The organism is Dehalobacter sp. CP, assembly GCF_047652685.1.
In the GTDB taxonomy this organism is placed as follows: Bacteria; Bacillota; Desulfitobacteriia; order Desulfitobacteriales; family Syntrophobotulaceae; genus Dehalobacter.
Window position 1 is genome coordinate 2166453 of sequence record NZ_CP157399.1, and the last position, 21117, is coordinate 2187569.

A 21117-nucleotide genomic window follows, 5' to 3' on the forward strand; every position below is an offset into this window, starting at 1 on the left:
GCCAGATTCCTTTTTGTTAAATAAATAACTTGTATATCCAACTTTGCTTTTATTTATCAAAATTTTGCGACATAAAAAATACCCGCTTAAACTTCCTCTGCCTAAGCGGGCTCTTGGTCTAAGTGGGCCGTATTTGAATGTACCAGATAAAAAATCCCGCAAGCAGGAGGAATACTGTCGTGGCAGTCCATCGGAGAATAGACAGGACCCCTTTCACTGAACCGGCGAGACTTTCAAGATCTTTTTCTTTTTTGACACATTCCATCTCCTGCTCTTTAATCCTTTCATCATGACTGCTGAGCATCTCCTTGATATCGAAGCTAAACTCCATCAGCTGCTCACACAGACTATCCATACGCTTGGATTCCAGCACCGAGGAAGATTCCAGGATCGTCAGCCGTTCATCATGCTTTTTGAGCCTCTCTTCATGCTCTTTCAATCTTTCTTCAAGTCCTTTCTTACTCTTTTCATTTTCAGCCGTCATGTCCTTTCCTCCCTTCGTTTTCTTATTGCAACACCTCGCTGATTAAAGCATTATCTTGGTCGTAAGTCAGGAGATAGGTCTTGATTACCTTGGCGGTCACGCCATCTTCGTGATAATAGGTATCCGTCCGCAAGGAATAATACGGCGGAGTTCCCCTGCTGAAGACCGACCGCTTGGCAAGCTTCCCATTCTCCCGTTTCCACTGCAGCTCAACAAAGACGCCAAAAGCGTCTTTGTCGAGCTTATACAGGCTTAAACATTCAAAATGTGCCATCCGATCCGCAAAATGTTCCGTAAGCGCATTGTCGATTGCATCCAGGTTGTCGTTATAGTCTCTTGGCTCCACCTGTTCGGTTTCGGTGGGTTTTTTTAGATAGAATTTTGGGGTGAAAAGTGGCATTTTTTTAGCCTCCTTCAAAAACAATTGTCAGAATAAACATTATTTTGTCCCCTTCTTGGAACACTGTAAATTTTTCTAAAATAATAGATGATTATCCTGGCTTCGTCGCTATATAAGTCTATTGCGCAGTAATGTAATCATACTCTTCCTGAGTTATTTTTGATTCCGTAAGAAGGTTATTCAATTTTTCAATGGTAACTTTTCCTGACGTATAAAGCCTCTTTAAACTCTCCACAAAAATACTCATCAGATGATGCCTCCATCAATAAGACTTAACGTATATTCGTCGATGGCCTGTTCTTTAATTCCGTCTGCTGATGCTTGCCATACTGGATTGATACCAACGACACCGTCGATAAGCGTGTTTTTGAATGGTGCTATTTCTAGGTCTGTTTCGGAAATGCTTAGATTCTGCTCAATATACACGCAACCATCACAGAGTATACCATTCTCTACTTGGCGTATATCTACGCCTTTTGCCACAACAACATTAAGTGGATTAAGAATAATTTTCATAACGTACCTCCAAGTTAATAATCAGTATTTAAGGCATATAAATTTGCACTTTTCCGTCTGTTATTGCTGCACTTTTTGCTACACCATCAATAAATTCACCGCCTGCTGTGACAGCTGACAGTTTTTTCGCCTTAGAAGCCCCGGATACCATAGCAGCACATGAATAATAGTTTGAATCATTGATATAAAAAACTAATACTGAATTATTTCCAACTGAACAAACAGAACCATATACGGGATTATTTGGTGATATACAAATCGCAACCTTTTTCTGGATACTATTTATACCATACACACTAATTATTATTCCGTACGTCCATCCAGAGGCACCCCACTGATTAAACACAAATATTTGATTAGGACTAATTGTCACACAACCCTTTGGAATAACAGTCGTCTCAGTAGACAGCGTTATTGGTATAGACCATGTAGTGAAAGAGGTTCCATCAAAGTAGAAAACCGTAGCCATCAAACATACTGAGCTAGCACCCCTATAAACAGCAATTATTCTATTGCCAGAAATTACTGCTGACTTTATATAGTCCGTTCTTTCATTAGCTGTAAACGCTATGCCACTGGAACCCCCCACTACATGGTTATCCTGACCTACTGTTAAAAGATACGCCACACCTCTTTGATTACTTCCGTCTGTAATCCCAATGAAAACTTTTGTTGGTGTAAGTTTAGATAAAGTAATATAATTCATTGCAAATCCTGTTATAGGCGTATCTATAGTTAAACAAGTAACGGTAAGCCCAGAAATAGAACATACCATTGTATATAAATAATTCTGTGCTGATACATTTCCTGCAACTAATACTATTGTTTCGGTAAGAACTACTATTTCTATGTTGCCCATACTGCTTGGTGGTGTATATAAAATAGTTGCATTACCTACAGAAAGAGCTGACCCAGAGATGCTTATTGCAAAAAGATAAGGGTTCCCTGAATTTACATAGGTTACTGCTACTAGACTATCTGAAAGTACGGTTGCTTTAACTTCTGTAATACTTCCAGACATCAGATTTGTTCTTTCTCCAACAGTTATTGACGTCCCAGATATAGTTAAAATATGAGCGTATAAAACTGTGTTCTGATAATAGATTGCGAGGGCCTTTCCCGTTGCAAGTGGGAGAATTATTGAATGTGCCGAAGATGCTACAGTGGAAATGTAAGTTAGACTTCCACTGGTACATGTAGGATATAATCCTACAAAATCACCAGCTGATAATGCTTGACCAGCGTTTGTTTCATATAGGTTACCATTTATCTGCATCCCAGGATCGCCAAATATACTTGCTTTACTCCCCAACGAATTACTCAACAATCCCTGCATTACGAAGTCACCTCGTTTACTCCCCAGATATAATAATCCATATCTGTAGCAACTTCACCTTTGACTTTTATCGTCTTTGTTGTTGCTACTGGAATATTGAGATCGCTACGAATCAAGGCGTCGCCCGTGGGAATGGCTTTAATATATGGAAGAATTCGCTTGTCATCAATGAGAAGTTCTGCTTTTTTGTCGGCGGCATTGGCGTTTGAAATACAAAATCCTTTCATTATGAACGTGGTGTTTGCGGCTATTGTTGCCACAGTTACACTACCTGTGGTAAGCGTTCCGGAATACACCTGATCTGAATATATTTTAGTCAAGGTAACGGCACCCCCTTAAATTCAAGAATTGTAAATCTGCATTTCTAGAATTGTATCCGCTTAGAAATGTCGCATAATCCGCCATATGCTCCGTTAACGCATTTCCGATATTGGTATCAATTGCCTCCACCAAACTATTATGCGCGGATAAACTAACATTTTCATTGGCCAATGCTTTCGGTAAGTTGAATTGAGTCGTATATTCCGGCATTCTTCTTCGCTCCTTTATCCTTTATTGTTCACTTTAGATTGGTTCCTGCTCCGGATTCCAGGTTTCAAATTCCGCCCAGGTGAATTGGGCTGCATCCAGCCCCCCCCAGGTTAGCCCTGCCCCATTCAACGCTGACCAAGTCAGATACGTATACAGATACTCGACCATGAGGTGCGCTGGAATGACCCGATTAATCGCTGGCTGAAAATCGGACATATTTGGGGGAATACCGTAAATACCGGTAAACTTGATCTGCACTTTGTTCTGCCCTGGAAGTTCCAGGACATCGACATTCCCGTTTTGGTAGCTTTCGGCCGTTGCTTCGATCAACGCAGCGGTGGTCGTACCGGCACCCCTAAGTTTGGATTTGATAACACTTTGCCTGTAGCTTAACGGTTTGCTTTCATTTACAGGTATATCAAGGTACTCTTCCCAGTATTTGATCCCCCAGGTAGCGGTATCAACAAAGCATTGGGAAAGAACATCCTTGATGGTGTCTTCCGCCACTCCGGTATCCTGTCCAAGGGACTCCAATACCGATTTGATTGGCTCTTTCTCCGTTAGCCAGTTAGGAAGATAGGTTTTGACGATGGCTGTCCGGTCACTCATGCCAGCGTCACCGTCCCGGCTATAGCAACCCGGCAATTATTAAAGGTTGTGCCGATCACAATATTTGCTGTTCCGCCGTTAACCGTAAGTCCGGTATGGTCCAGTATCCCGGGCGTCTCAAGCAGTGTGCTACCGATCCTGGCAAAACTGACATAATCCTGTTTGAACGCAATGTCTTTCAGATGCTCAGTTAATAGTGCCCGAAAAGATGCTGTCACTTGTTCCAGATTTCCGCCAGGGTGACAGTCGCCGCCACATTGATATCGACTCCGGCAGCGGATTCGACCGTCACCTCCGCCCCGACCGGTCTCATTGACTCGATATGCGTAGCCGCGGCTGCCACAATCTCTGGTTCAGCCGGTGTTTTCTCCGAATCTACGATAATGACTTTTACTGTCCCGGCTCCATCCCATAATGGAAAAACCTTAGCATCGCCTACCCCTGTGACCTCTCCTGCCCACTGCTGGTAATGGGCTGCATTGCCGCTCGTTGCCGGATTCCGTACTTTTAGTAATAGCCTGGAAAGAAGGTCTTCATCGCTTTCCTGATCTGTCCCTCCGGTTATCGCGCTTTCATTGGTGATTTCCGTGACTCCCTGCTGAGCGATCTGCACTGTTTTGACTGCCCCAGCAGGAATATTTCCTGTGATACCCGCTTCTACAGCCTGAATTGGAATATTGGCAGACCCATTTTCCTGAATGATAGCCGCTTCCGTCGATTCAAATTCAATCCCGCCTTCGGTCAAAAAGATAATACTCTTGCCGATTGCCACACCCGGATTCCCTGAGACTTTGACAATTCCGGCAGCTTTCAGCGCACTTTTTCTGGTTAGTCCGCGCTCGTCAGCCCGGTAATCAAGATACTGCCCGCTGGTCGTCTGTGCAAAAGCCAGAGTCAAAACCAAATCCAGATTGGTATACAGCTGGGCAATCTCCAGGGCTGCAGGTGATAAAGTATCATGGATAAAACTGCCTTCCGAAGTATCCATCCCGGAAGGTACTTTGTTTTTCAGTCTTTGCAGTATTTCCTCATAAGTTTGTGCTTCAAACAACAACATTCACCTCCCCATCGTCGGTTATAAGGCTGCACGACACTTTCAATGTCGTTTCCTCCAAATTGACCTTTAAATTTTTAATATCTCGGATATGCGGATTGACCAGCAAGGCCTCTGAAATGTACCGCTTCGCTTCACTCAAGGCCGCCTCTTTGCTTAAACTTTGGCCAAAAAGATCCTCCAGTTCATGGCCGTAATTCCAGGAATAAGCCAAATATCTGTACCTTGGCACACGTAAGGCTTTCATGGCCCAGGTTTTCACTGCATCCTGCCCGGTTACGGTGCTTAGCTTTCCGTCGACCAATTGAAAACAGTCGCGGTCGAAATCCCAGGCGTATTCCCTTGGTATGGTTGTTTGATTACTTGCTGTGGCATTTTCTGATGTAACAGTTCCCAGGATAAATGGGAAAATTAACTCACCCATTTGGGGTCACCACCTTGCTTAAAACGATATAGGTTTGTTCTTTTTCCAAAGGAAGCAAAGCAACAAAAGATCCTTTTTGCAGACAGTTCCCAACCTGAAGCACACCCTCGGTGGTTTCCCCATAGCCTTCAGTTGCATTAAGGGTAGCCTGCCGATCATGGTCAAGCAGAACATCGGAGATCAGCAGGTTTTCCTGATCGAGCTGAAGGTCGCCCATTTTGATCCGGAGCTTCGGCGGCGGATTCGTCACCTGGCCGACACGGATATAGGGCGGATTATATTTTGCTCCCTGGGCCTGCATCAGCATTACCAATTCTGAATAAGGGTTCTTCGGTTCCATGTTGGTCCTCCTTGTTTGCTTATTCGATATTGCTGAATTTCAGCCCGAGGTCCATCATATAGCTGCCATCCTGCCAGGTATGGGCATCCGTCGCGATTTCAAACAACCCCTTGAGTCCTGTAAACGGTTCTATAATCTTTACTGATTTACCGGTAAGACATTCACTGTTCCCCAGGACGGAAATATTTCCGTCCCGTTCCAATCCTTTCAGCATGTTTTTCGCTACAGTTTTTGGATCGCTGCCGGCTTCCTTTTGATAAATTTCCTGAAGAACACCGTATTTCTTCATCCATTCCTGGCTCTCGACTTTACCCAGACTGTCTCCGTTATCGTTATAGATCATGACCCGGTTGATCATATTTTCAATGCTTTCAGAATAAGTGGCATCCGTAATATTCAGATTCGACCCAATAACTAGGGATGCTGTAATCGTCCCTTTTTCGAGTACGGACAACTTTCCATTCTGCATTTGGACGTTGTATTTTTTGCCGGTTTGCTTACCCGCTGCTGTGTAAGCCGCTGTAATAATCTCATACGGACTTTGCGCATTGACAAGCAGGTTTTGGATAATACCGGTTTTCTTGAGCTCCCCGACCGCGAGAAGGAAATCACTGGCGATCCTGGCTGCAATTGATTCAGCCGTAGTCTTCTTAAAGTTATAGGTTGCTTTGGATTTTAGTAAGTAGATCAGGCTGTCATAGGCCATTACGCGGATCATATGATTTGACCTGGATCTTTCCTGGTAAAAAATAACCCCTGCAAACAGCTCTTCTCCGTTATCATCCAACAGTTTGAGCATGTTGCCCGGGCTTAAGCTTATTTTCGGGATGTTTTCATCCGTTGAGGCGGTCACTTCAAGTTCCATCTTTCGGGCTGCCTGTTTTTCATCCCCGCTCCAGACAATTTTTTTGGTCAATTGGGTAATGTCGGTCCTTTGGCTGGGTTCAATCAAATAGATTTTCATAGCTTCAGCACCTGCCCAGCATAGATCAGACTTGGATTTTTGATGTTATTCTTCGCTGCCAGAGTCGGATACTTTGCCCCATTGCCATAGAACCTTTTGGCAATAGCCCACAAAGTATCTCCCGATTTTACGGTGTAGGATGAGGGCACATTTCTGTCGGATGATCTGGAGTTTTGGGATTGCGATGGACTTGTCGAAGATGTTATTGATTCCGTCTGCGCAGTGATTTGCCGATATTCCTTCAGTTCAAGTGTGAAATAAACATCTCCGGTACCTTCTCCCTTTTCGCCGTACTGAAATCTCTCTATGGACGCCGAAATATTGATGTCCGTAGAGGTAATAATCAGTCTGACCGGTTTTCCGGACTTCCGCCAGCTTTCAATGCGGCTGACACAGTCATAAGGAGACGGGAATCCGCTATACTGGCAAAAATAATACGCTTCCTTTGGAAAGAAAGAGTTCAAGGTGATCGTCGCCAGCTTTTCTTTGCCAATCAGGTTGATTTCCCCGGCATCCTGTATGTTAACCGTTGTATTAAGATTACCCTGAGTAATATCAAAGGAAGATGGTGGAACTGGAAGCTGCAGTGTCTCCGTATTATTGTAGTTTTTGAGCCAAAATTCCATAGCTTTTCACCTCCTGACTGCTAAGCCATGTTTAGAGCTGTCATCTTGATATTGCTGACCAGGGCATTAGCGATCCGATCAATATCGGCGTCCTCACGGACGATAATCGTATCCGAGAGTTTGGCAATACTGACCAAACCAAAACCGGAACGCATATTGTTGGTTTCCCTTTTCGTAAGAACAGATTCGCCCTCATGCAGGAGTGCAGGATAGTTATCATAAGGGACGCGGGGAATGCCGATGGCAAATTGTTTCGTTTTATTTTTTTTCCCTTGACCAACAACTTCTATCCCTGTTGAATTAAATAGTTTTTGTAGCAAATTATCTATTATTGTTGCAGCAATTGATCCGACAACAACTGATATGACCGCTAGCGCTAAGGGATTCACTGCAAGGCTGCCTAATAATCCTGCAAACCCAAGGGAAGCACCTAGCGTTCCCAGTCTCCCCACTAATATTTTGGGAATTTGTTTTATCATTTGTTTTACTAACCTTGAAAAAATTCCTTCAAATATAGATTTTAATCCAACCTTTCCGAAAATTTCAAGTTTGTCCCTAAATCCAAGTGTGCCTTTTTCCTTTTTTGCCGTAGCTATCTCATACATTATTTGTGGAAGAATAGTTAACGGTTTAGTATGACCTTTCACAAAAAATTTTTGGGATTTTTTCAGTTCTTTTAAAGCGGTTTCAGAAAGCCAATCGTCAAAGATAGAATACATTCTTTGTATATTATCAATGATAAAGCTACCTAAATACGTCGGTTTAGATTGTTTATTTTGAGAAGGAGATTTAATTTTTTGGTTTTCAGTATTATTGTATAACGCATAGCGATTAAAATATGGATTAGAATTTATCAGGTTACTGCGATATTTCTGACCTTTGCTTAATTCCTGTAAAAAATTCCCCCTTAAAATAGTTGTATCTTGCAAAATAATCACCTAGCTTTCAATTGTTCTATAAAGCATTATTTTTAACAATAAATAATTTCAGCATTAAGAGTATCTCTCGTTTTCTGGCATAAACGTTGATAATCCAAGGTATTATTTATTGTTCAACTTTTAATTCCCGAATCTCCCTCTCATAAAACGCTCTAATCACAATCTTCTCCCCGTACGGCAGCGAGACGAGCACAGATGGACGGATGCCTTTGGTCACCCAATAGTAGTACAACATTTCTGCCCAGCCATCCGTGCTGATTAGTTTTTTATTTCTTTAATCACGTCGTCTCCGAAGCCGCTGATTTCGGAAATAACATTGAAAATCGTTACAATCTCCCCCGGAAGCAGCAGCTTTTTAACCAGCTCAGCCGGTGTGGGGACTTTAAAATGGGCCATCAGCGCTTTATCCTTCAGATTTGGCTCAATGATTCCCGCCAGTACCGTGGCCATCTGGACTTCTCCCATGTCGATCCCCTGAATCTGGCCATTGGTAAAGTCAGCAGCAGCTTCCTGGATTTCATTGTATTTAGACGGCGACAACGCTTGACAGGTAAATACCGCCTGGCCGCCAAATAGAGCAGACAGTCTGGGAATTTCCACCTTCCGGGTTGGAAGCTTAAATTGATCTGTATCTGCTTTTAACAACAGCTCCAATGTATTCATTTCTTTTGATTCCTTTCTGATTTATACTTTTAAAACTTTGAGACTTAGTTTTGCTTGGTTCAAAGTTCAGCGTATACAAGATAAACTCTGCCCAGCATTAACTCGCATCAATCAGCGTGGCTGCTGAGCAGGCAAATCTCTTCTAGCAGGACGATCCCAAAGTTACAACTATCACTATCCCTAGATTAGGTCTCCGTAATGGATGGCCAGCGACAAGCGGAGCACGATGCGAAGCGCGGGGTTTTGTGTCACGGATGACACAACGACCGAAAGCGGCCATCCATTATGGAGACTATCTCAAGCAAAAACTACTGTATCTTTGATGTAAATATGATTGACCAAAAAAACTTGTAACTCTGCTTACCCTTGAACCATCCCCGGATCAATCACATCCAGCAAATCAAAATCACTGAAGGTAAACGGAATCGTCTCCTCGCCGTTTTTCCCTGCTTCCCAGTCGGCCAGGGATACTTCGTCAAACATCACATTCTTTAGGGCGACACGTTCCGAGCCATAGGCATCGGGGTCCGCCAGCTTGGAAACAATCGTACAGATGGTCCCCTTGCCATTTTTTATGTCCTGCGCGATCTTATTGATCATCCGGCTGGAAACCTTATGCAGCTTCAGGCTTCCTTTGCCTTCCCATCCGGTGACCTTATATCCTTTCGCCATTCGGCCGCAGATCTGGACATCACTTTTCATCAGATTAATCTTGGCCTGAAGGCCGCTGCATTCTGCCACCTTTTCATCATCCAGCCAAACTTCGCCGTGAGTTCCGTTTATAATTCTTTCAGGACTCAGTGCCATATTATTTTCCTCCCTTGTCTTTTTTCTAAATATTATTTAACTGGTAAACTCACTTGGTGCGTTGACTAGAGAAGCTTTCACTCTCCCAGACTAGGTCTCCGTAATGGATAGCCAGCGTTAAGCGGAGCACGATGCGAAGCACGGCTTTTTGTGCCACGGATGGCACAACAGCCGAAAGCGGCCATCCATTATGGAGACTATGCCAAGCAAAGCTACCGTATCTTTGATGTAATAAAGTTATCAAATAATTCACTTAGATGCTGATTTTCAGTTCGAAATCTTCGATCGCATCGACGATTTTGATCGGTCCGGAAAGGAAGATCTTGTCTCCGGTATTGGCCTCTTTGATTTGCTGATCTGTCATTGTACTGGTATCTACCCCAACGGACTGCAGGTAAGTTTTCTGGGCGGCAATGTCGATATCGACAGAATTTTTCCCGCGGTCCAGCAGCTGCTGGTTTTCCAGAGATTCGTAGTAGGCCCGGATCGCGGTAATCAGCAGGCATTTATTGTCGTAAGTATTAGGCAGTTTCCCAATATACGCATCATTCGTGGTCTTCTTAATATCGGCATAGATCATATCCATGATGTCCACAAGCTTGATCTTCTTAAAGGCTGCACCTTTATCCGCAGTCGTCGTGGTCAGACTGTTGACAGCGCGCGCAATCTTCACCTTTTCTCCATCATTCATCAGCATCAGTTTCCCGGCATCGATCGCCGTGTCAAACTGACTGTTTGTTAAATGCGGAACATCGTCAACTTCGGACAAGACCTGGAACGTCGAACTGATTGAAAGCGGATTTCCTGCCAAAATTCCAGCAATCCTGGAGCAATAATTTGCCGCGCTGTATGTGGATCCGCCGATCACGATACTATCTGTGGCAAAATTGATAATTCCTTCGTGGTCGGCAGCTGCATTCGGCAGAACGACTTTGACTCTGAGGTTTTGTGTGCCTCTTAAGCCTTTGAGCCAGGTTGCCATCGAAGCTGCATCAGCAGAGCTGATCCCAGGGACTGCTAGATAGTTCCATTGCGACCCTTCCAAATAGGTCTGAGCATCCGTGTAATTCTCGGCTGTGGTTGGCAGGATATAGACCAAAAGCTTCAACGGCGGATTCACCCCGCCGGTTAAAGCCAGCTGAAGTTGTTCCTTGTTCGCGGTGCTGAGATCTGCGGGAATATCACTGCTCGTTTCGTAGACATTGGCTCCATTGTGGACACTATCTTTCAGGATTAGTGCCACAATTCCGCGCTCTCCTCGGAGGATGGCTGTATTTGCAGCCTCCTGAAATAGAATGTTGATTTTGGGTAATGGCATATTTTTTGCCTCCTTTTTTATTTCCAATTTCATCAATCTGACTACTTTAATTAAAATAGGTTACAATTAAAAACGTTTATACCATCTCAAGAACATGTTCACATATCAAACTGAATCTGCACACTTCCCGCTAGCTCAGTCTGTCCGGAAGGTTCCGGTCTACTTTCGGTAGTATCTAGGTTAAATCCAAGATAAATTTCTTTTCCTTTCGGTCCTCCGGTGATTTGCCGAATCTTGATTTTCCTGTCTCCGATACTAAAGAAGCCGCTGCTGAATAACTCCCGAATGTTTTCGTAGACTGTATACTGCATCGCTTTGTCAGGGTTGTTATTGGCATTCAATGCCGCATTAAAAATGACATATAAAATAATGTTTCGGGCATAAAAATGCTGGTTTTTATCTGTCTGTGTTTCCTGAATAAAGACCACAGAAAAAGAAGGTCTGCTAAAACCTTCCTGCATTTCTTCTAGATAGATGTCATAATCCGGATAAGCGGTCTGGACCAGACTGCTGACTGCATCAATGATTGCTTGCATTTTTTGTTCTTACCTCCTTTCTACCAAATCTATATTTTATGCACTCCGGCCCCTCCCTGCCTTCTGGATTGCATCATACCCGCCGTCTCCGGCACTCCGTTTTAGAGACTTAAAATAAAAACGCCCTTACAAGGACGTTCCAATTAAGTGCCAAACTATGTTTGATGTGATTCTTACTGTACTCAGCATACCCGAAATTTTGCTTCAAAATCGGCAAATACCCGGAAAAAATTCGGAAAACTTTATCCGTTAGAAACCTTTTATCCAGATATGTTATTTGAATTAGATATGTTTTTTGCCTCAGATGATCCTTGTCTTTCAAGATCATTTTTCAAATTTTCTTTGTCCATAGCCTGCAAAACAGCTTTCTCCTTCGTTGGAGCCACAATATAGTCATGGGCCGCTCCGGCAATCAACGCGACAAGAAAAGCATTGATGACGGCCAAACCAATGTTTTCGCCACTAACTTCTACTCGAATGACCAGTGTCCAAATGATAATCAGGAAGGAAATCAGGACAGAGGACGGACGCACGATCCAGTCCCCTGACCCGTCTTTGGAAATCCTCTTTCCCAATATTTTCAGGTAATCTTTCAGAAAAGATACAATGACGTAGACAGCGATTACCGTGCCGCCGAGCGATGAAAGATCCTGCAGGGTAAAAAAAGTCTGGGGTAGTGTAATCGTATCCATAATTTCCTCCTTACTTGCCTTTACAGATATCAAGCACTTTTTGGCAGGTATCGTAACGGTCCGCACCAATGATATTAATTGATTTTTCTGCTGCTTGATAATCGTTGCCGATCACATAGACTTTTTCTGCACAGTCAATGAACTCTTTCGTCACATTTGCGAGGTAACATACCGGTGCCTTTAAATGATCTGCCAGATAAGCTGCTGCTCTTTCATCGGGGCCCGGATTGCATAAAATAATGTTTTGAACCACCTTTTTTCCCTCCTCACTTGAATTCGCAGAAATATTTTTTACAGGTCCTTCTTTGTTCTCTATCCCCAGAAAAACAGCTGGATTAATTTCGTTATTGTTTGTCCAGGGCGCTCTTCTGACCTCAAAATGAAGATGAGGGCCGGTGGTGTTTCCGGTTCTGCCCATCATACCGAGAATGGTACCTTCATTGACTGTCTGTCCGCGACTCACCTTCACGGAGGCAAGATGGGCATGGATCAAATCGTAATTGCCATTCCTGGTTCTCAGGATAACGTAATTTCCCCACCCTGCCGGATCTGCACCCTGACCACCGGCATAGACTGCCTTAATGACAGCGCCCGCAACAGCAACATATATGGCTCTATTTTCTGAGACCAGATCAATTCCCTCGTGATAGCCTTTACCATATACACTATTTTTGACACCATAGGGGTAAGATACGCTTGCTGACTTTAAAGGCATCATCCGCTTTCCCACCTTTCCGATAGACCAAAGAAAATAAGACCTGTCCTTTATTAGATAAATATTCATAAAGTCTCAGGTCTTATGCATAATATGTGGCTTGTCTCATTCTTGTGCTATTAGCCGGATTTAACGAGGTGTTTTACCTTCAAATAATCGCTGAGTTTCTGGTTAATATTTTTCCGGCGATATCTTATGGTCTTTTCGTCCATATTCAACGCCAGTCCGATTTGCAAATTACTTTTTCTTTTTAAACCATAATACTGTTCACAAATCATCCGTTCCACAGGATCCAGCAAGTTCAGCGCAAAACCAATTCCCTCAATGGAAGATTCCAGATGCATGATCTCCATTTTTAGCCTAATCTTTTTTTCAAGCAAAACCACAAGCTCCCTTTGCGATCTTTCCATGGAGCGTGTAAATTCCGCATAAGCTTGCGCAGTTGGATCACAGACCAAGCCGCTTCCTCCTCCCGTGACGGGGCGATAACTCGATACTGTTCCTTTCGAAGGAATAAGCTGATTTACATCCAATAATATTCTTCTGATATCTTCGGCGTTTTTTTCCACCGCTTCCAAAGCTCTTTTCTTGACCTGCCGTTCATCTAATTTCCGGTAATAGCTTCGCAAGGCGGCTTCCATACCTTTCATAGCGGTGTCGTTCATGTTCACCCTCCTCTCCGGTTGTTCCTGTATGTTCTTTATGGAGAATACTTCCACTGTAATAAGCATACGTTATTTTCAAGGATTAATTCGGCAAAAGCCAGGAAAAAATTCGGAAATCTCTTTGCATGTCTAGCACCTTGTCAACCCTAAAATTATTATATAATGACGACAACGCGGTATTACGAGAAATCTGCCGCCAGGGTATATAAGGTTCAGGGCTGACAGGTTCTCGTTATTGATTCACACACAAACAATCCTGCAGGAAAAGGTTGAGTTTCTGATTAATTTTTTTCCTTCTGTACCGAATCGTTTTTTCGTCCATCCGAAGTTCTTTGGCAATTTGAAGATTGCTGTACTCCTTAAGGCCGTAACACTTCTCACATATTGTTCGGTCAACAGGATCAAGTAGACTTAAGGCATAAGTGATCCCTTCAATGGCTGATTCAAGATAGATGATCTGACTCTTCAGTTTGACACCGCGGTGTAGTAACGCGGCTAATCTCTTCTCAAATTTTTCTACGGATGAAGTAAATTCATAATAGTTTTGCGCAGACCTGTCGCAAACGTACACACAACCGCCTGAAACAGCCATATATTGTGTAACAATCCCTCTGGAAGGTACCAGTTCGTTGACATCCAGCAAAATATTCCTGATCTCATTAGCATTTTTTCTAAGGTTTTCAATAATCGCCTTTTTTACCCACAGTTCATTCAAGCTTCGATAGTAATTTTTCAGCATGTTCTCCGTGTCTGTCATCTGTGATTTTTGCAAAGCCTCACACCCCTTTTTTGCTCGCAACCAAATGTCCTTACGCTTTAATTCAAAGCGTATATTAATTATATTGCTACATTGCGTAGCAGTCAACTTCTATTTTTGGAATTTTATGTTGTTATTTATATTTTGTCCTATTGAATTGCTACTCATTGTAGAGTAAAATATTTTCTTAGAGGTGATGATGTGAGTTTTGGTGAAACTTTAAAATATTTGCGCCGGACGAAGAAAATTACGCAGAACCAGTTGGCCTTACACCTGGAGGTATCGCGTTCAGCTTTGTCTTTGTATGAACTTGGTTTAAGAGAACCGGATTATAAATTTCTGCAGAAAGTCTCCGATTTTTTTGGGATCTCTCTGGATAGTCTGCTGGGCAAAAACCCTGCGATGAACGAACTGCCGAATTTTAATAACGGGCATACCATTCCTGATCTTGCTATGGTTCCAATCGTCGGCCGAGTCCCCGCCGGAACCCCGGCCATTCCTTTCGAAGATATTGAAGATTATTTGCCGGTTCCCCGTTCGTTTGTCCGCGAAGATGAATTGGTCTTTGCCCTGAAGATTAAAGGCGATTCGATGATTGATTTAGAAATCAATAACGGCGACCTTGTGCTGGTAAGAAAACAGCAAACGGCCCAAAACGGGCAGACGGTAATAGCCAGGATCAACGGGGAAGAAGTGACCTGCAAAAGGTTTTACAATGTTGATAATCGAATTACGCTTGAACCGGCCAACCCTACCTACCGGGCGTTGGAACCTGATCATGTTGAAATTGTTGGCGTTGTGTTCAAAGTCATCAAAGATATCTTCTAAAAGAGGAAGTAAAGGAATAAAAAAAGCAAAAGACTTCGTTTCACTTAATTCGAAACGAAGTCTTTTGTTTGGGGAATAAGCTGTTGACTATTGATCCATCAGCTCATTTCTAGATAAGTATTTTCTTGCTTCCTTTTTTGAATAGAGGATTGCTTCAACAAGCATTTTTTTATTTTCAAAGACTTTTGGTCCTGCTAATATTTCCGGCGTATTGTCATCCTCAGACAGGCAGAGTCTGGCTTTTTCCCCCATGCAATCAATGATCCAAACTCTTATCTTCATAATGATTTCCTCCTCCTGATGTAAAAGAAGATCATGAAAGGAAATATTAATGGTTTTACTGCCGTGAAGCCATAATTTTTTTATTAATATCAATTTTGTTAAGACAGATCTTCATGTTGAAATTGACTAAAAATTTATCTGTTATCTCCTCCCTTAGTATTTGGCTCAAAATCTTAATGAGTAAAAGTAATTATACCATTTACTTCCTGCGAAAATTGTAGAAATACTTGATTTTCATAAAAAATGACCTTAGGATAGTACTTTCGTCCTAAGATCAATCTTCGGCATAGAATAAAAAGATCTATTCAAAGATCACAATCACAGCAAGCCCTTCTCTCGCAGGATTTTAACAATACCAGCTGTTGATTCGCTGCGGTCCATAGTGTAGAAATGGAGGCCGCAGGCTCCTTCTTGGAGGAGTTCTTCGCACTGTGCCACAGCGTATTGAGTACCAAATTCCAACAAGGCATCCGCATCACCTTCCGGCAATGCAGCGATTCCTTTTTTCAATTGTTCCGGTATGGTTGCGCCACAGTTTGCTGCAAGCATTTCCATCATTTTGACACTATAGACAGGCATCAGTCCGGGAATAACAGGAACGGTAATGCCGCTCTTTTGGCAACGCTCCAGCAAATGATAGAAGTAAATATTGTCATGAAAGAAGTTGGCAATGACAAAATCCGCGCCTTGATCCACCTTATACTTTAAATATTCAATATCCTTTTCCAAACTTGGCGCCTCAAGATGACCCTCGGGATATCCTGCTACCCCTATGCAAAAGTTATAATTCTTTTTGGCAAACGTTACGAGCTCATAAGCGTAGTGAATGGTATCCGTAGGAATTTCCTTCGCTCCGTCTTTGCCCAGATCTCCGCGCAGCGCCAGGATGTTCTCAATCCCAAGGTCCTGGTAAGCATCCAGCACTGCAGCCACTTCGTCCAGCCTTAAACCATAAGCCGCGAGATAGGCAACAACTTCGAGCCTTTTCTCCTGCTTCAGTTTCTTGACCAGTTCATAAGATCCTTCCCTTGTTGACCCACCTGCCCCGAAGGTGACCGAAACAAAACTCGGATTAAGGCCTGCTAAGACATCAAGTGTCTTTTCGAGGGTTTCTGCATTTTTTTCCGTCCGTGCGGGAAAATATTCAAAAGATAAGGTTGGCTTGCCGGTTTTGAATAATTCAGATATTTTCATACTTCTCTCCTTATCCATTTTTTTATTGTTATTACTGCGTCAACCATACTGCGTTAACGTTTAGGCGGTTACCAGGTCATGGTGATTGACAGCTGCTAGTGATATATTAATTCAGAACGATGATTTCTGCAAGCATATACTTTTATAACAAATACTTTTATGCAGATACTTTTATAGCGTTACTTTTGGACACTAACGGCATTTTATTATGTATATAGAATACATAATTCTTTATGAAAAGCATCATCTTGTTTTCTTTTTTCTGATAAAATGGCTGTGAGGCTCTTACATCAAAATACTCTATTTCAGCTTTATTTTTATAAAGAAAGGAAATACAACATGCCAAAAAGAACCGATGTTAATAAGATCCTGATTATTGGGTCAGGTCCCATCGTGATCGGACAAGCCTGCGAGTTTGACTATTCGGGGACCCAGGCCTGTAAAGCGCTTCGCAAACTGGGCTACAAGATCGTACTGGTCAATTCCAATCCTGCCACCATCATGACAGACCCCGGAATTGCTGATGTCACCTATATCGAACCATTAAACCTTGAAAGTCTGACGAAAATCATTGCCAAAGAACGTCCCGATGCCCTGCTGCCGAATTTGGGTGGTCAGTCGGCCTTGAACCTTTCCTCGGAGCTGCACCAGGCAGGCGTCCTTACGAAGTATAACGTTAAGGTCATCGGTGTTCAGCTGGACGCGATTGAACGTGGTGAAGACCGAATTGCTTTCAAAGAAACCATGAACAGGCTCGGCATTGAAATGCCCCTCAGCAAAGCGGCCTACAGCGTAGAAGAGGCTGAAGCGATTGCCCAGGAACTCGGGTATCCGGTCGTTATCCGCCCGGCCTACACCATGGGCGGAACGGGGGGCGGTCTGGTTTACAATGCTGAAGAACTGAACGTAATTGCGAGCCGCGGTATTGCCGCAAGCCTGGTCGGTCAGATCCTGGTGGAAGAATCCGTACTTGGCTGGGAAGAACTCGAGCTCGAAGTCATCCGTGATGCCAAAAACCAGATGATCACCGTATGTTTTATTGAAAATATCGATGCGATCGGTGTCCACACCGGCGATTCTTTTTGTTCGGCCCCAATGCTGACGATCAGTCCTGAGCTTCAGGAGCGCCTGCAAAAATATTCTTATTCTGTCGTCGAAGCCATTGAAGTCATTGGCGGCACCAATGTGCAGTTTGCGCACGATCCGAAGACCGGTCGGGTCGTCATCATTGAGATCAACCCGCGTACTTCCCGATCCTCAGCATTGGCCTCCAAAGCAACAGGTTTGCCGATTGCGCTGATCTCTTCCATGCTGGCGGCAGGGCTGACCCTGGACGAAATTCCGTACTGGAGAGACGGCTCTCTGGACAAATATACACCTTCAGGCGACTACGTTGTTATCAAGTTTGCACGCTGGGCGTTCGAAAAATTCCCGGGTTCCGTGGACAAGCTTGGTACCCAGATGCGCGCCGTCGGCGAAGTCATGAGTATCGGGAAAAATTACAAAGAAGCGGTGCAAAAGTCCATTCGCTCTCTCGAGATCAACCGTTACGGCCTAGGCTTTGCGAAAGATTTCCACCAGCGGTCTCTGGACGAACTGATGGCCTTGCTAACTGAACCAACCAGCGAGCGTCAGTTTATCCTTTACGAAGCACTGCGCAAAGGCGCAGATATCCATGATCTGTACGCTTTGACCTATATCAAGCCTTACTTCCTGCAGCAGATGAAAGAACTTGTGCTGCTGGAAGAAGAAATCTTAAAATACAGCGGCCAAAAGCTGCCGGATGAACTGCTGACTCAGGCCAAAAAGGACGGCTTTGCAGACCGTTACCTTGCAATGCTCTTAAACTTAAGTGAAGCGGAGATTCGCAAACAGAGAGCTGCTCTGGGGGTAGTGGAAGGCTGGGAAGCTGTTCCAGTAAGCGGCGTTGAAGATGCCTACTATTATTTCTCTACCTATAATGCTCCCGACAAGACCACAAGCAGCAACCACCCAAAGGTAATGATCCTCGGCGGCGGACCGAACCGGATCGGTCAGGGCATAGAGTTCGACTACTGCTGCGTGCATACCGCCTTTGCGCTGCGTGATCTTGGCTATGAGACCGTCATCGTGAACTGTAATCCCGAAACGGTCTCCACGGACTACGATACCTCCGATAAACTTTATTTTGAACCGCTTACCGTCGAAGATGTTCTGAGCATCTACGAAAAAGAAAAACCACTCGGCGTAATCGTGCAGTTTGGCGGCCAGACACCACTGAACATTGCAGATGAGCTCAAAAAAGCCGGTGTCAAGATTCTCGGTACAACGCCGGAGACCATCGCGCTGGCTGAAGACCGTGATTTGTTCCGTAAGATGATGGAAAAGCTGGATATTCCGATGCCGGAATCCGGAATGGCCGTCAACCTGGAAGAGGCCCTTGTTATCGCTGACCGGATTGGTTATCCTTTGATGGTCCGCCCTTCATTTGTTCTGGGTGGACGCGGCATGGAAGTTGTTCACGACGCGGAGATGCTAAGCCGTTACATGGCAGCTGCGGTAGGTGTGACGCCCGACCGGCCGATTCTGATCGACCGTTTCCTGAGCAATGCGATCGAAGCGGAAGCCGACGCGATTGCGGACGGCAAGGATGCTTTTGTACCGACCGTCATGGAACATATCGAACTGGCCGGTATCCACTCCGGAGACTCGGCCTGCGTCATCCCGCCGATCAGCATCCCTGAAAAACACCTCGCGACGATTGTGGAATACACGAAAAAAATTGCCCAAGAGATGAACGTTATCGGGCTGATGAACATGCAGTATGCAATCGCCGACGACAATGTTTATGTTCTGGAAGCAAATCCGAGAGCTTCAAGGACTGTGCCGCTCGTATCCAAAGTCTGTAATATTTCCATGGCCCGGATCGCGACCGAAATTATGATGGCTGTCAATGACGGTAAGGAAACATCCGTCAAAAACTTGACTTCCAAGACAGTACCTTATTTTGGAGTCAAGGAAGCAGTCTTTCCGTTTAATATGTTTACCGAAGTTGACCCTGTGCTCGGACCGGAAATGCGTTCAACCGGTGAAGTGCTCGGCCTGGCTGATTCGTTTGGTCTGGCTTACTACAAAGCACAGGAAGCAACCAAGTCCCCGCTGCCGGAATCGGGTACTGTGCTGATCAGCGTCAATGACGACGATAAGCCTGCAGCGCTCGATATAGCCAGGAACTTTACCCAAATCGGCTTTAAAATCATGGCTACGGAAGGGACCCACAAATTCCTACTGGAGAACGGAATCGAAGCCGAAAAAATCAAGAAGCTGTATGAAGGCCGTCCGAACATTGTGGATAGCATCACCAACAAGGAAATCCATCTGGTGATCAATTCGCCGTCCGGCAAACGCAGCAAACATGAGGATGCCTATATCCGCAAAGCGGCGATCAAGTATAAGGTCCCATATATCACCACGATGACCGCTGCCGCGGCAAGCGCCAAAGGCATTGCCGCCTATGGCGCGAATGGCGCATCTGGAATTACCTTAAAGTCCCTGCAGGAATATCATGCTGAGATTAAAAGATTCTAATATATAAGGATGTGAGACCATGATCAAGATATTTGTTAACGGCGGCGCCTGCGGCTTTATGACCAATATTGAAGCCAACGCTGAGCGCCAGAATGCGAATATCAAGATTAATACGGAATGCCCCAGCCTGAAACCTTTAAGCGAAGAACTGAAAACAATCAATGGCTATGAAGAATGCTTCGGCAAAATCGGTGATACCTCTGTCTTTCAAATCGCGCGCCAATACTGTAAGCATGCCGCCTGCCCTGTTCCTACCGCGATTATCAAAGGTGTGGAAGCAGCCTGCGGCCTTGCTCTGCCCAGAGATATTGAGATCAAGATCACCAAGGAAGAGTAGCTCATCAAGCAAGACCATCTTATCAAGGAAAGGTTAGCATATAAAAAGAGGATTTTCGAATCATCAGACTGATACCAGTTTTTTTGTTCTCCACCTATTTCGTATTCTTCACCACTCCGAGCTTTTCCATGACCTCCAGAAATTTGACGGAATCAATGGGTTTGGATGCATACGCGTCACACCCATATTCAAAGGCCTTTTGCACAAAATCCGATTCAGCCAGAACGGTCGTCATAATGATCTTGGCTTGTTTTTCACGCAGAACCCCTTTTTGTATTTCCAGATCACGAATAGCCTTTAACGCCCTGACTCCATCAACTTTCGGCATCATGACATCGAGACAGATCAGCTCATAAGGGCTCTCTTCCTTAAGCGACATCAAATAAGCATCGATCGCTTCCAGTCCGTCAACAACCAGATCGCACTCACCATATTCTGATAATAATTTGTACAAATATTTTCTGCTGGCTAAATCGTCTTCAGCTATGAGTATCTTTAACATCCCAGTCCCTCCTATTACGTCGTTACGTCGTT

The 21117-nt window shown here is 44.1% G+C and carries 30 protein-coding genes; 3 read left to right on the top strand and 27 right to left on the bottom strand.

Annotation, left to right across the window (positions count from 1 at the left end):
* Nucleotides 1-118: 118 nt before the first annotated feature.
* The 24 genes from AAH944_RS10685 to AAH944_RS10800 form a co-directional block, all read right to left on the bottom strand.
* Nucleotides 119-484, bottom strand: a complete 366-nt coding sequence (locus AAH944_RS10685; RefSeq protein WP_415534899.1) for a hypothetical protein — start codon at nt 482-484, stop codon at nt 119-121.
* 22 nt (nt 485-506) lie between these two features.
* Entirely contained in the window at nt 507-884 is a 378-nt protein-coding gene (locus AAH944_RS10690) for a hypothetical protein (protein WP_415534900.1), read from the bottom strand.
* Between the two features lie 118 nt (nt 885-1002).
* Nucleotides 1003-1131: an XkdX family protein gene (locus AAH944_RS10695; RefSeq protein ID WP_415534901.1), complete on the bottom strand. Its 129-nt coding sequence runs from the start codon at nt 1129-1131 to the stop codon at nt 1003-1005.
* Nucleotides 1131-1400 (bottom strand): hypothetical protein, encoded by a 270-nt coding sequence (locus AAH944_RS10700; RefSeq protein WP_415534902.1) that lies wholly within the window; start codon nt 1398-1400, stop codon nt 1131-1133. Before AAH944_RS10700 ends, AAH944_RS10695 begins: the two co-directional genes overlap by 1 nt.
* A gap of 28 nt (nt 1401-1428) precedes the next feature.
* Nucleotides 1429-2736: a hypothetical protein gene (locus tag AAH944_RS10705; RefSeq protein WP_415534903.1), complete on the bottom strand. Its 1308-nt coding sequence runs from the start codon at nt 2734-2736 to the stop codon at nt 1429-1431.
* Nucleotides 2736-3056: a hypothetical protein gene (locus AAH944_RS10710; RefSeq protein WP_415534904.1), complete on the bottom strand. Its 321-nt coding sequence runs from the start codon at nt 3054-3056 to the stop codon at nt 2736-2738. Before AAH944_RS10710 ends, AAH944_RS10705 begins: the two co-directional genes overlap by 1 nt.
* On the bottom strand, nt 3049-3267 hold the full coding sequence (locus tag AAH944_RS10715) for a hypothetical protein (protein WP_415534905.1): 219 nt from the start codon (nt 3265-3267) through the stop codon (nt 3049-3051). The genes AAH944_RS10710 and AAH944_RS10715 overlap by 8 nt, the downstream gene beginning before the upstream one ends.
* A 33-nt stretch (nt 3268-3300) precedes the next feature.
* On the bottom strand, nt 3301-3912 hold the full coding sequence (locus AAH944_RS10720) for a putative phage tail protein (protein ID WP_415534906.1): 612 nt from the start codon (nt 3910-3912) through the stop codon (nt 3301-3303).
* Nucleotides 3873-4094 (bottom strand): hypothetical protein, encoded by a 222-nt coding sequence (locus AAH944_RS10725; RefSeq protein WP_415534907.1) that lies wholly within the window; start codon nt 4092-4094, stop codon nt 3873-3875. Before AAH944_RS10725 ends, AAH944_RS10720 begins: the two co-directional genes overlap by 40 nt.
* Nucleotides 4091-4927: a baseplate J/gp47 family protein gene (locus AAH944_RS10730; RefSeq protein ID WP_415534908.1), complete on the bottom strand. Its 837-nt coding sequence runs from the start codon at nt 4925-4927 to the stop codon at nt 4091-4093. The genes AAH944_RS10725 and AAH944_RS10730 overlap by 4 nt, the downstream gene beginning before the upstream one ends.
* Entirely contained in the window at nt 4920-5354 is a 435-nt protein-coding gene (locus tag AAH944_RS10735) for a DUF2634 domain-containing protein (protein ID WP_415534909.1), read from the bottom strand. The genes AAH944_RS10730 and AAH944_RS10735 overlap by 8 nt, the downstream gene beginning before the upstream one ends.
* Nucleotides 5347-5694 (bottom strand): DUF2577 family protein, encoded by a 348-nt coding sequence (locus AAH944_RS10740; protein ID WP_415534910.1) that lies wholly within the window; start codon nt 5692-5694, stop codon nt 5347-5349. The genes AAH944_RS10735 and AAH944_RS10740 overlap by 8 nt, the downstream gene beginning before the upstream one ends.
* 19 nt (nt 5695-5713) lie before the next feature.
* The gene (locus AAH944_RS10745; RefSeq protein ID WP_415534911.1) at nt 5714-6658 is read right to left on the bottom strand and encodes a hypothetical protein; all 945 of its coding nucleotides are present in this window, start codon (nt 6656-6658) and stop codon (nt 5714-5716) included.
* Nucleotides 6655-7284, bottom strand: a complete 630-nt coding sequence (locus AAH944_RS10750) for a LysM peptidoglycan-binding domain-containing protein (protein ID WP_415534912.1) — start codon at nt 7282-7284, stop codon at nt 6655-6657. Before AAH944_RS10750 ends, AAH944_RS10745 begins: the two co-directional genes overlap by 4 nt.
* Nucleotides 7285-7304: 20 nt before the next feature.
* Complete coding sequence (locus tag AAH944_RS10755) at nt 7305-8222, bottom strand: hypothetical protein (protein ID WP_415534913.1); 918 nt, start codon at nt 8220-8222, stop codon at nt 7305-7307.
* A gap of 106 nt (nt 8223-8328) precedes the next feature.
* On the bottom strand, nt 8329-8457 hold the full coding sequence (locus AAH944_RS10760) for a hypothetical protein (RefSeq protein WP_415534914.1): 129 nt from the start codon (nt 8455-8457) through the stop codon (nt 8329-8331).
* A 23-nt stretch (nt 8458-8480) separates the two neighbouring features.
* On the bottom strand, nt 8481-8885 hold the full coding sequence (locus AAH944_RS10765) for a phage tail assembly chaperone (RefSeq protein ID WP_415534915.1): 405 nt from the start codon (nt 8883-8885) through the stop codon (nt 8481-8483).
* A 360-nt stretch (nt 8886-9245) separates the two neighbouring features.
* The gene (locus AAH944_RS10770; protein ID WP_415534916.1) at nt 9246-9692 is read right to left on the bottom strand and encodes a phage tail tube protein; all 447 of its coding nucleotides are present in this window, start codon (nt 9690-9692) and stop codon (nt 9246-9248) included.
* A 253-nt stretch (nt 9693-9945) separates the two neighbouring features.
* A complete protein-coding gene (locus AAH944_RS10775) occupies nt 9946-11010 on the bottom strand; it encodes a phage tail sheath subtilisin-like domain-containing protein (protein ID WP_415534917.1) in 1065 nt (354 codons plus the stop codon).
* A gap of 98 nt (nt 11011-11108) precedes the next feature.
* The gene (locus AAH944_RS10780) at nt 11109-11546 is read right to left on the bottom strand and encodes a DUF6838 family protein (RefSeq protein ID WP_415534918.1); all 438 of its coding nucleotides are present in this window, start codon (nt 11544-11546) and stop codon (nt 11109-11111) included.
* Between the two features lie 260 nt (nt 11547-11806).
* Nucleotides 11807-12238 (bottom strand): hypothetical protein, encoded by a 432-nt coding sequence (locus AAH944_RS10785; RefSeq protein WP_415534919.1) that lies wholly within the window; start codon nt 12236-12238, stop codon nt 11807-11809.
* A 10-nt stretch (nt 12239-12248) separates the two neighbouring features.
* Nucleotides 12249-12956, bottom strand: coding sequence for a M23 family metallopeptidase (locus tag AAH944_RS10790; RefSeq protein WP_415534920.1), 708 nt, complete (start codon nt 12954-12956; stop codon nt 12249-12251).
* Between the two features lie 116 nt (nt 12957-13072).
* Nucleotides 13073-13618 carry a hypothetical protein gene (locus AAH944_RS10795; protein ID WP_019225095.1) on the bottom strand — a complete coding sequence of 182 codons (546 nt, stop codon included), beginning with the start codon at nt 13616-13618 and terminating at the stop codon, nt 13073-13075.
* A gap of 232 nt (nt 13619-13850) precedes the next feature.
* Entirely contained in the window at nt 13851-14390 is a 540-nt protein-coding gene (locus AAH944_RS10800) for a hypothetical protein (protein ID WP_019225094.1), read from the bottom strand.
* Between the two features lie 186 nt (nt 14391-14576).
* Here AAH944_RS10800 and lexA point away from each other — a divergent pair, with 186 nt between their 5' ends.
* Nucleotides 14577-15203, top strand: a complete 627-nt coding sequence (gene lexA, locus AAH944_RS10805) for a transcriptional repressor LexA (RefSeq protein WP_019225093.1) — start codon at nt 14577-14579, stop codon at nt 15201-15203.
* An 87-nt stretch (nt 15204-15290) separates the two neighbouring features.
* Here lexA and AAH944_RS10810 read toward each other — a convergent pair whose 3' ends face one another.
* Both AAH944_RS10810 and AAH944_RS10815 read right to left on the bottom strand, forming a co-directional pair.
* Nucleotides 15291-15485 (bottom strand): hypothetical protein, encoded by a 195-nt coding sequence (locus AAH944_RS10810; RefSeq protein ID WP_019225092.1) that lies wholly within the window; start codon nt 15483-15485, stop codon nt 15291-15293.
* 318 nt (nt 15486-15803) lie between these two features.
* The gene (locus AAH944_RS10815) at nt 15804-16679 is read right to left on the bottom strand and encodes a methylenetetrahydrofolate reductase (RefSeq protein WP_415534921.1); all 876 of its coding nucleotides are present in this window, start codon (nt 16677-16679) and stop codon (nt 15804-15806) included.
* A 339-nt stretch (nt 16680-17018) separates the two neighbouring features.
* Between AAH944_RS10815 and carB the strand changes: the two genes are divergently transcribed.
* Together carB and AAH944_RS10825 are read left to right on the top strand one after the other, a co-directional pair.
* A complete protein-coding gene (carB, locus tag AAH944_RS10820; RefSeq protein WP_415534922.1) occupies nt 17019-20246 on the top strand; it encodes a carbamoyl-phosphate synthase large subunit in 3228 nt (1075 codons plus the stop codon).
* 19 nt (nt 20247-20265) lie between these two features.
* Nucleotides 20266-20583 (top strand): DUF6951 family protein, encoded by a 318-nt coding sequence (locus tag AAH944_RS10825; RefSeq protein ID WP_019225089.1) that lies wholly within the window; start codon nt 20266-20268, stop codon nt 20581-20583.
* 94 nt (nt 20584-20677) lie between these two features.
* On the opposite strand, the gene AAH944_RS10830 is transcribed toward AAH944_RS10825, so the two are convergent.
* Complete coding sequence (locus tag AAH944_RS10830; protein ID WP_019225088.1) at nt 20678-21085, bottom strand: response regulator; 408 nt, start codon at nt 21083-21085, stop codon at nt 20678-20680.
* Nucleotides 21086-21117 lie beyond the last annotated feature (32 nt).

Coding starts and splice junctions, on each gene's coding strand:
- AAH944_RS10735 (WP_415534909.1), bottom strand. CDS start 5,354: ATGGGTGAGTTAATTTTCCCATTTATCCTGGGAACTGTTACATCAGAA.
- AAH944_RS10685 (WP_415534899.1), bottom strand. CDS start 484: ATGACGGCTGAAAATGAAAAGAGTAAGAAAGGACTTGAAGAAAGATTG.
- AAH944_RS10790 (WP_415534920.1), bottom strand. CDS start 12,956: ATGATGCCTTTAAAGTCAGCAAGCGTATCTTACCCCTATGGTGTCAAA.
- AAH944_RS10815 (WP_415534921.1), bottom strand. CDS start 16,679: ATGAAAATATCTGAATTATTCAAAACCGGCAAGCCAACCTTATCTTTT.
- AAH944_RS10825 (WP_019225089.1), top strand. CDS start 20,266: ATGATCAAGATATTTGTTAACGGCGGCGCCTGCGGCTTTATGACCAAT.
- AAH944_RS10700 (WP_415534902.1), bottom strand. CDS start 1,400: ATGAAAATTATTCTTAATCCACTTAATGTTGTTGTGGCAAAAGGCGTA.
- AAH944_RS10810 (WP_019225092.1), bottom strand. CDS start 15,485: ATGAAGATAAGAGTTTGGATCATTGATTGCATGGGGGAAAAAGCCAGA.
- carB (WP_415534922.1), top strand. CDS start 17,019: ATGCCAAAAAGAACCGATGTTAATAAGATCCTGATTATTGGGTCAGGT.
- AAH944_RS10775 (WP_415534917.1), bottom strand. CDS start 11,010: ATGCCATTACCCAAAATCAACATTCTATTTCAGGAGGCTGCAAATACA.
- AAH944_RS10785 (WP_415534919.1), bottom strand. CDS start 12,238: ATGGATACGATTACACTACCCCAGACTTTTTTTACCCTGCAGGATCTT.
- AAH944_RS10750 (WP_415534912.1), bottom strand. CDS start 7,284: ATGGAATTTTGGCTCAAAAACTACAATAATACGGAGACACTGCAGCTT.
- AAH944_RS10830 (WP_019225088.1), bottom strand. CDS start 21,085: ATGTTAAAGATACTCATAGCTGAAGACGATTTAGCCAGCAGAAAATAT.
- AAH944_RS10760 (WP_415534914.1), bottom strand. CDS start 8,457: ATGTTGTACTACTATTGGGTGACCAAAGGCATCCGTCCATCTGTGCTC.
- AAH944_RS10780 (WP_415534918.1), bottom strand. CDS start 11,546: ATGCAAGCAATCATTGATGCAGTCAGCAGTCTGGTCCAGACCGCTTAT.
- AAH944_RS10695 (WP_415534901.1), bottom strand. CDS start 1,131: ATGAGTATTTTTGTGGAGAGTTTAAAGAGGCTTTATACGTCAGGAAAA.
- AAH944_RS10795 (WP_019225095.1), bottom strand. CDS start 13,618: ATGAACGACACCGCTATGAAAGGTATGGAAGCCGCCTTGCGAAGCTAT.
- AAH944_RS10715 (WP_415534905.1), bottom strand. CDS start 3,267: ATGCCGGAATATACGACTCAATTCAACTTACCGAAAGCATTGGCCAAT.
- AAH944_RS10745 (WP_415534911.1), bottom strand. CDS start 6,658: ATGAAAATCTATTTGATTGAACCCAGCCAAAGGACCGACATTACCCAA.
- AAH944_RS10740 (WP_415534910.1), bottom strand. CDS start 5,694: ATGGAACCGAAGAACCCTTATTCAGAATTGGTAATGCTGATGCAGGCC.
- AAH944_RS10690 (WP_415534900.1), bottom strand. CDS start 884: ATGCCACTTTTCACCCCAAAATTCTATCTAAAAAAACCCACCGAAACC.
- AAH944_RS10765 (WP_415534915.1), bottom strand. CDS start 8,885: ATGAATACATTGGAGCTGTTGTTAAAAGCAGATACAGATCAATTTAAG.
- AAH944_RS10770 (WP_415534916.1), bottom strand. CDS start 9,692: ATGGCACTGAGTCCTGAAAGAATTATAAACGGAACTCACGGCGAAGTT.
- AAH944_RS10705 (WP_415534903.1), bottom strand. CDS start 2,736: ATGCAGGGATTGTTGAGTAATTCGTTGGGGAGTAAAGCAAGTATATTT.